The 7,954-nt window shown below is 33.4% G+C and carries 9 protein-coding genes; 3 read left to right on the top strand and 6 right to left on the bottom strand.

The window, feature by feature from the left end; genetic code table 11:
- The 3 genes from QZ659_RS15210 to QZ659_RS15200 form a co-directional block, all read right to left on the bottom strand.
- Positions 1–275 (bottom strand): DUF1835 domain-containing protein (locus tag QZ659_RS15210; protein WP_291726972.1); only part of this gene is annotated, 275 nt, incomplete at its 3' end.
- 25 nt (positions 276–300) lie between these two features.
- Complete coding sequence (locus QZ659_RS15205; protein ID WP_291726969.1) at positions 301–429, bottom strand: hypothetical protein; 129 nt, start codon at positions 427–429, stop codon at positions 301–303.
- 181 nt (positions 430–610) lie between these two features.
- Positions 611–1,264, bottom strand: a complete 654-nt coding sequence (locus QZ659_RS15200) for a methyltransferase domain-containing protein (protein WP_291726967.1) — start codon at positions 1,262–1,264, stop codon at positions 611–613.
- Between the two features lie 419 nt (positions 1,265–1,683).
- Here QZ659_RS15200 and pyrH point away from each other — a divergent pair, with 419 nt between their 5' ends.
- The 3 genes from pyrH (at position 1,684) to QZ659_RS15185 (ending at position 3,788) form a co-directional block, all read left to right on the top strand.
- Positions 1,684–2,421: a UMP kinase gene (pyrH, locus tag QZ659_RS15195; protein WP_291726964.1), complete on the top strand. Its 738-nt coding sequence runs from the start codon at positions 1,684–1,686 to the stop codon at positions 2,419–2,421.
- 89 nt (positions 2,422–2,510) lie between these two features.
- The gene (gene crcB / locus QZ659_RS15190) at positions 2,511–2,900 is read left to right on the top strand and encodes a fluoride efflux transporter CrcB (protein ID WP_291726961.1); all 390 of its coding nucleotides are present in this window, start codon (positions 2,511–2,513) and stop codon (positions 2,898–2,900) included.
- On the top strand, positions 2,901–3,788 hold the full coding sequence (locus tag QZ659_RS15185) for a glycosyltransferase family 2 protein (RefSeq protein WP_291726959.1): 888 nt from the start codon (positions 2,901–2,903) through the stop codon (positions 3,786–3,788).
- 80 nt (positions 3,789–3,868) lie between these two features.
- On the opposite strand, the gene QZ659_RS15180 is transcribed toward QZ659_RS15185, so the two are convergent.
- The 3 genes from QZ659_RS15180 to QZ659_RS15170 form a co-directional block, all read right to left on the bottom strand.
- Positions 3,869–4,291: a VOC family protein gene (locus tag QZ659_RS15180; RefSeq protein ID WP_291726957.1), complete on the bottom strand. Its 423-nt coding sequence runs from the start codon at positions 4,289–4,291 to the stop codon at positions 3,869–3,871.
- Positions 4,292–4,320: 29 nt separating this feature from the next.
- The gene (locus QZ659_RS15175; RefSeq protein ID WP_291726955.1) at positions 4,321–6,702 is read right to left on the bottom strand and encodes a T9SS type A sorting domain-containing protein; all 2,382 of its coding nucleotides are present in this window, start codon (positions 6,700–6,702) and stop codon (positions 4,321–4,323) included.
- 120 nt (positions 6,703–6,822) lie between these two features.
- The coding region (locus QZ659_RS15170) for a T9SS type A sorting domain-containing protein (RefSeq protein ID WP_291726953.1) at positions 6,823–7,954 on the bottom strand (1,132 nt) is incomplete at its 5' end.

Genomic DNA, 7,954 nt, shown 5'->3' with positions numbered 1-7,954 from the left:
TCATCTTCAAACCACATATAAACTTTTGAGTTAGAAGGAATAGCTTGTATTTTCTCAAATTCAGTAACCGTTTTGTTATGATATTCTTCTTCTGTATAACCACTGTAATTTAGGGCAATAAATTTAGCCCTTGTTTTATAAAATTCCTCCAAATTTCCTCCTTCCACATTTCCATCTACTAAACACTCTCTAGCTACGATTATTTTACCTTGAATAGATTTTGGAAACTGTTCTTTTAAAGAGTCTCCATTCAATATATGATAGTGAGTGAGCATATTTAAGTGGTTTTACAGAATAAATTTATTTTGTGTCTGATGAGGTTGTGTTTTTGAATAACTCATTTCTAGGGTCGTCTTTATCAAGAGTTCTATATTTTCGATGACGCATATAATCCATAAAATAGCCTGCTGCTGGAAAAAGTACAGACATAATTAGGATAAATACGATTAATGCCATTGTGCTGCTCATATATATTAAGGATTAGTGTTTAGTTATAAATTATTAATTTAGGACTCTCGCAAAGATTTTGTACCAGTCTGCCCTAAGGAACTGACTTTTCATACTTAGGGCAGTACCGAAAGAAAACTTTGGCAAGCGATTGATTGTTTGACTAAATAGTTTTAGGCTTATCATTTATCATTTTAATGAATAATTCTGTTCCTTGCCTTGGCTTGATGCTGTTGTAACATCTTTTTAGTGTTTTGATTTCAAAATAAGGCTCAAAAATAGCTCTATATTCATTTGCATTGCCTCCAAAGGGCGGACTGTCTTGTTCTTCTTGTATGGGAAAATCGAAGAGAAGTCCAGTAAGTTTTCCTCCTTTTTTCAGAAGTTGGTGCATTTTTTTTGCATAATCTGTTCGAAGGCGAGGGTCTAAGGCACAAAAAAAAGTTTGTTCTATAATCAAATCAAAGAAACCAAAATATTCTGATTGCTCTCCTTCAAACTGAAAAAAATCGTCTTGTAGCAAGTGTTCCTTAGGAAAGGTTGGACAACGCTTGGCAAACTCTTCTAAGGGTTTGTGTGCTACATCAAGAACATACACATTTTTAAAACCTTTGTTATGTAAATATTCGGCTTCGTGGCTACTTCCTCCACCAGGAATGAGAATATTCAAGTTTTTGTTTTCTTCAGATTGTTCTAATAGTTTATCAAAATAAGCTACTAAAGGGGGACTTGCATAACCTATTTCCCAAGGCGTATCTGAAGTAGCATAACGGTTTTGCCAGTAGGTAGTATTGAATGAAGTAGAAGAAATATTCATAGAAATAATGTGTTTGATAAGCATTCTAGGTATTACAAAATTACAAATTTCTAAGCAATTTGAATCTAATTGATAGTTTAGTTTAGCGTATTTTTTGTTTTCCAATGATGGTAGTTTTACAAAAAAAATCGTATTTTTGTAATAATGTATCAAAAAATATTAAATCTGTTCATGAAATTTTTAAAGGCATATCGTAATGACTGGAAGCGAAAAGTTGTAACACACAAAGTGCAACATCTTTCTATTTCTTTCATTTCTGATAATATTATCTATTAACCGTTTACTTTTCTTAAAGATAAACGGTTTTTTTATGGAATTTGATTTGGTGTTTTTGCAAAATATCACAACAAAAGAAGCTCAACACAAGCAACTACCTAATAATTTTATAGATTTCAACTCTTCAATTATCTGAATATAGTATGTACAATTCGAACAACTCTTCAAATTATCGTTATCGCCGTATTTTATTAAAACTTAGTGGCGAGGCTCTTATGGGTAAACAGCAGTTTGGTATTGATGCTGAAAGGCTAGAACAATATGCATTAGAAGTAAAAAAAGCAGTAGATGAAGGGCTACAAGTAGCTATCGTAATTGGAGGAGGAAATATTTTTAGGGGGATGCAATCTCCAAAAATTGGTATTGATAGAGTACAGGGCGACTACATGGGAATGCTCGCCACTTCTATCAATGGAATGGCTTTACAATCTTCATTGGAGCAAGTAGGAGTTTATACTCGTTTGCTTTCAGGAATTAAGATGGAACAAATCTGTGAGCCGTATGTGCGTCGTCGTGCCATTCGTCATTTGGAAAAGGGGCGTGTCGTTATTTTTGTAGCTGGTTTGGGAAGTCCTTATTTTACAACTGATTCGGCTGCTTCGCTTCGTGCTATCGAAATTGGTGCAGATGTGGTCTTGAAAGGCACACGAGTAGATGGTGTTTATTCGTCTGACCCAGAGAAAAACCCTGATGCGGTTCGTTATTCTAATCTTTCTTTCCAAGAAGTTTATAATAAAGGCTTGAATATTATGGATATGACAGCTTTTACGCTTTGTAGAGAAAATAACCTTCCTATTATTGTATTTGATATGAATGAAGAAGGGAATCTGTTGAAGGTATTGCAAGGTAACGAAATCGGTACGCTCATCACAGAAAACTAATATTTTATATTCTGTTTCAATAAAAACCGTTTGGAATCTTATCAATCCCAAACGGTTTTCGTATTTAATAAAATAAATATTTTGTCTGAATGAACATCTCTACATTATCATTATTTCTAGTTTTTTTTGGTGGAGGAATGGGTTCTGTCTTTCGCTTTTTATTTTCGAAATGGATAAAAACACCTATTACTGATTTCCCAACAGCTACTTTCATAACCAATATTTTAGCTTGTGTTGTATTAGGAATGCTTTCAAATTATTTAGGAGAAGCAAAACAAGAGAATGAGAAAATAATGGCAGCCTTGTTTATGACAGGTTTTTGTGGAGGGTTTAGTACTTTTTCTACACTCAATTTAGAAACTTATCAGCTTATTCAAGCTAGTAGTTATCAGACAGCTTTTTTATATTGTTTTGCCAATGTTGTTTTGGGTTTTGTAGGAATTGCTCTTGGGTTTTGGATAATAAATCTATTGAAATAAATGGTATCTATTATTTGTTTGTGTTACAATCATAAGGATTATGTAGAAGAAGCTCTAAGTTCAGTTTTTAATCAGACGTATAAAAATTGGGAACTTATCATTGTGGATGATGCTAGTGTGGATGGCAGTGTGGAAAAAATCAAGCATTTTTTAGCAAACTATTATGAAATAAATAATGACATAGCTTCAAGAGTAAAGACTATTTTTTTAGACAAAAATAAAGGAAACTGCACAGCTTTCAATGAAGGTTTCAAAATTTCTAAAGGAGAGTATATCATAGATTTGGCTGCCGACGATAAATTTGAAAATGATAAGCTAGAAAAACAAATAAAGGCTTTAGAAAATGCAGATAGCCAAACAGGAGTTTGCTTTACCAATGCTGTTTTGATAGATGAAAAAAGTGAGCAGATTGGAAATTATTACTATGATTGGTATAAAAAACAGCCTAAAGATGGCTATATTTTTAAAGAACTTGTTCGTGCTGGAGGAATGATTTGCTCGCCAACCATGCTTATCAAAAGAGAAGTTTTAGAAGAGCTAGGAGGTTATGATGAATCTCTCTCTTATGAAGATTACGATTTTTGGGTGCGAAGTGCTAGAAATTGGAAATATGTTTTTCTTAGTGAAAACTTAACTTTTTACAGAAAAATAAATCATTCTCACTCTTCTACGTTTAAGAAAAAAAATAATCCTCATCTATATTCGACTTTTAAAGTCTGTCAGAAGGCATTTTTACTTTGCCAATCGAACGACGAATACAAAGCACTTTCTATTTCTGTTCTGTATCATTTTAAAGAATCTATTAAGTTTAAGAATTACAGAGCAGCTAAGGGATTTTTGAAGTTGATAAAAAAGCTGATATTTAAGAGAGTAAAATTTTATCAATAGCCTTTTTAGAAGTTTAAAAGGCTATTGATAAAGTTAAGAATTAGTTTTTATTTTTACGAAAATCCTACTTCTAAGAAAATTTACTTCGCAAAAAGTTGGTCTATATTTTTGAAGGCTTTAAACTCTAGGGCATTATTTTCTGGGTCTAGGAAAAACATAGTAGCTTGTTCGCCTACTTGTCCTTCAAAACGCAAATACGGCTCAATGACAAATTTTATATTTTTGGCTTTGAGTTTTTTAGCTAATTCTTCCCAAACTTTCCATTCTAAAACAACTCCAAAATGAGGAACAGGAACATCGTGTCCGTCCACAGGATTTGAAACTGGCTTTTCTATTGTTGATTCATTTTGAGTTTTTTGATGAATAACGAGTTGATGTCCAAAAAAATTAAAATCTACCCAATGTACATCACTTCGTCCTTCCGAACATTCCAATACGTCTCTATAAAATGTACGGCATTTCTCTAAATCAATGACAGGGATAGCTAAATGAAAAGGCTGCATGACAATGTCTTATGTTTAGTTGTTGAAAATTATTGTTTAATAAATTTTTCTGTCAATGTTTCTCCTGTTTTTAGATTCGATATTCTAAGAATATACAATCCCTTTGAGAAAGAAGATAAGTTTTGATTAAAGTTTTGAACTCCTTTTTGGTAGGTATTTATATTTTTAGAAACTGATTTTCCATTGCTATCAAATACTTCTACTTGAATTTCTGAATTAGAAGTAGGCACTGTAAAGACAAAATTGATGGCATTTTGAGCAGGATTTGGATACATTTTTTGAATCTCAAAAGTGGTAATTATTCCTTGGTTATCAATGGCTATTGTTTTGGTATACGTAAATGTGCCATCCAAATCTACTTGTTTGAGACGATAATAATTTATACCCACTTGAGGCTCATTGTCCCAATATTGATAGATTTGAGTTTCTAATTTTTTATTTCCACTTTTTAACTCTCCAATTTTAATAAAATCCATTGCATCTTGACTTCTCTCTATTTCAAAATGAGAAGTATTGTATTCTCTAGCAGTAGCCCAGTGTAGTAGATTTTGTTCTTTTACTTTTTCTCCTCCAAATTCTGTCAATTCTACAGGCAAGACTACACAATCTAAACCTGCGGTTCCATCAAAGCTAAGGTCAAAACCAATACCTGTTGCACTAAAGTTATTAATGACAATATAGTATCTTTCGCCAGCGATTACATTCAAATCATCATTAAATGGATTTCCTCCTCCTGGGTTTTCAGAATTTGGGTCAGGGTTATTATCTCCAAATCCAGCTGCTAAACCTGAATCTATACCTGTAGTTCCTCCTGTACCTGTAGTAGAACTAGCATTACAAGAGACACTATTTGCTCCTGATATATCTGTACACGTATTTGCACGAAATAAATTAAAGTCATAATCATCTCCCCCTGGATTTTGAGAATCAATAATAAAACTTAATGTTCCTGTAGTTTGAATTTCAAAATTTATCCAAATAGACTGTAATTCTGTTGCATCTATTCCTCCAGAAAAACAATTTCCGATATTACTATCTACTGCACCGGGTCCAAAACTATTAGTATTAAACGAAGAACTACTACATAAAGGAAAACTCACATCACAATCTGAATACTGATTTTGAATACAAATATCCATTGTACCGTCTCCTCCTCCAGCATCCCATACACGTAAATAATATGTATCTCCACCTGTAAGATTATAATCTAATATTCTTGACATACTTCCACTTCCACTATTATCATCACAAGCTACAGAAGTAAGCGTGTTACAGGTTCCATCTGTAGAGTGATACAATTCCATTCCACTATTTGTAATAGAACCTGCTTGTGTATCAATGACAGCCTGTCCACCAGCAGGAGCTACGAACTTATACCAAACATCTTGTGAACCTGTTCCACTAGCACAAGTAGGGTCTCCTCCAAACGTATTACTATATGTAGCATTTTCAGTCGTGATTCCTCCAAATGAACACTCAAACTGCCCTACGTTCAAATCAAAAGCTCCTGTACATTCATCGTTGGCTGGGGGAACGATAGGAGCAGGAGAAGTTACACATATATTGAATGTACCAGTCGCTCCACTGAAGCCCCATATTCTTATATAATATGTTTGCCCTACAATTAAATCATTTCTTGAAATTAGTGAATACAATCCTGTTCCTCCATCATCATTACACTCTAAAGATGCTAGATTATTACACGTACCATCAGAGCTATATAACTGCATCCCTGTATCTCCAATAGCTCCCACAGCTCCTGCTTGTGTTTCTATATCTGTACTAGCATTAGAAGCAACAAAACGAAACCAAACATCAGGAGAACCTGTTCCATTAGCACAGCTAGGGTTACCTCCTGAAGCTGCATTACCAAATGTAGCGTTTACATTTGTGTGTTCAACAGGAACACAAGCACCTGTATTGACAGTTAAATCAATAGCTCCTGTACATTCATCATTGGCTAGGGGAGATGATAAGCAAATGGTACCAGACATATTACCATTACCATTGTTCCTTGTTAGTTGTATGAAATAGGTTTGCCCTGGGGTTGTAGTGAGACTTAGAGTTTCTGACCCTCCATTGCCATTTGCATTTGCACAAGCTATTTCAGCAGAGGCACACGTTCCCTCATACGCAGATACAACTACATTTCTAGTATCTGCTGTTACATTTACTACATGAAAAGTACTAGTTGCCGTAAAAGTATACCACCCCTCTCTAGTATTCCCTCCACAGGAAGGAGTAACTGTATTAGTAGCAGAAGTTAGATTGTAAGAAGTTGGAGAGGTACAATCGGCACTAAAAGTAGTAGCAGTAGCACAAGTATTTCCTTGTGCATATAAATTTTTACTAAACAAAACTAGAGAAGAGATGCTTATTAAAGCGTAAAATAAATATTTATTGCATTTCATAGTAATTGTATTTCTAATTGTAAGTTGAACATGTTTTCTGTTTACTAATAAACGTAGTCTAAGAGAAACACATTGTTGTAAGATGATAGTATTTGTAAATAAATTTATGACAAAATATATTTATTGTTTAATAAATTTTTCTGTCAATGTTTCTCCTGTTTTTAGATTCGATATTCTAAGAATATACAATCCCTTTGAGAAAGAAGATACATTTTGATTAAAGTTTTGAACTCCTTTTTGGTAGGTGTTAGTATTTTTAGAAACTGATTTTCCATTGCTATCAAAGATTTCTACTTGAATTTCTGAATTAGAAGTAGGTACTGTAAAGACAAAATTGATGACATTTTGGGCAGGATTCGGATACATTTTTTGAATCTCAAAAGTGGTGATTATTCCTTGGTTATCAATGGCTATTGTTTTGGTATACGTAAAGGTACCATCCAAATCTACTTGTTTGAGACGATAATAATTTATACCCACTTGAGGCTCATTGTCCCAATATTGATAGATTTGAGTTTCTAATTTTTTATTTCCACTTTTTAACTCTCCAATTTTAATAAAATCCATTGCATCTTGACTTCTCTCTATTTCAAAATGAGAAGTATTGTATTCTCTAGCAGTAGCCCAGTGTAGTAGATTTTGTTCCTTTACTTTTTCTCCTCCAAATTCTGTCAATTCTAGTGGTAATATTGTACAGTCTAGGTCTGCTGTTCCTGAAAAACTAATATCAAAACCTATATTAGAAGTGTTAAAATTATCAATTATTAAATAGTATTTATCTCCTGCTGTGGTCGGAACAAAGTGATTATATGGATTTCCTGCCCCTGGGTTTTCAGAATTAGGATTTGGGTCATTATCTGTAAAACCTGTTGAGATTAATGTGTTTATTCCTGTGCTTCCACTTGCACCAGTAGAAGAACTAGCATTACAGGATACAATACTTCCATTTGTATTTATATCATCACAAAAATTATTATTATCAGCACGATATAATATAAAATCATAATCATCATCTGTGGCACTTTGTGGGTCTATCGTAAAACCTATATTTCCTGCTGTTTGTGTTGTAAAAGTCATCCATACAGTTTCTAGTTCGTTAGAGTTCCCAAAACATCCTGGTATATTGGTTAATTCATTTCCTACTCCAAAGCTGTTTGTATTGAAAGAAGTGCTGCTACAAATTGGAAAACTTACATTACAATCTGAATACTGATTTTGAATACAAATATCCATTGTACCGTCTCCTCCTCCA

The sequence above is a fragment of the Bernardetia sp. genome, from assembly GCF_020630935.1.
Lineage (GTDB): Bacteria > Bacteroidota > Bacteroidia > Cytophagales > Bernardetiaceae > Bernardetia.
Note: the sequence above shows the minus strand (reverse complement) of the source record. Positions and strands in the feature narration are given on the sequence as shown.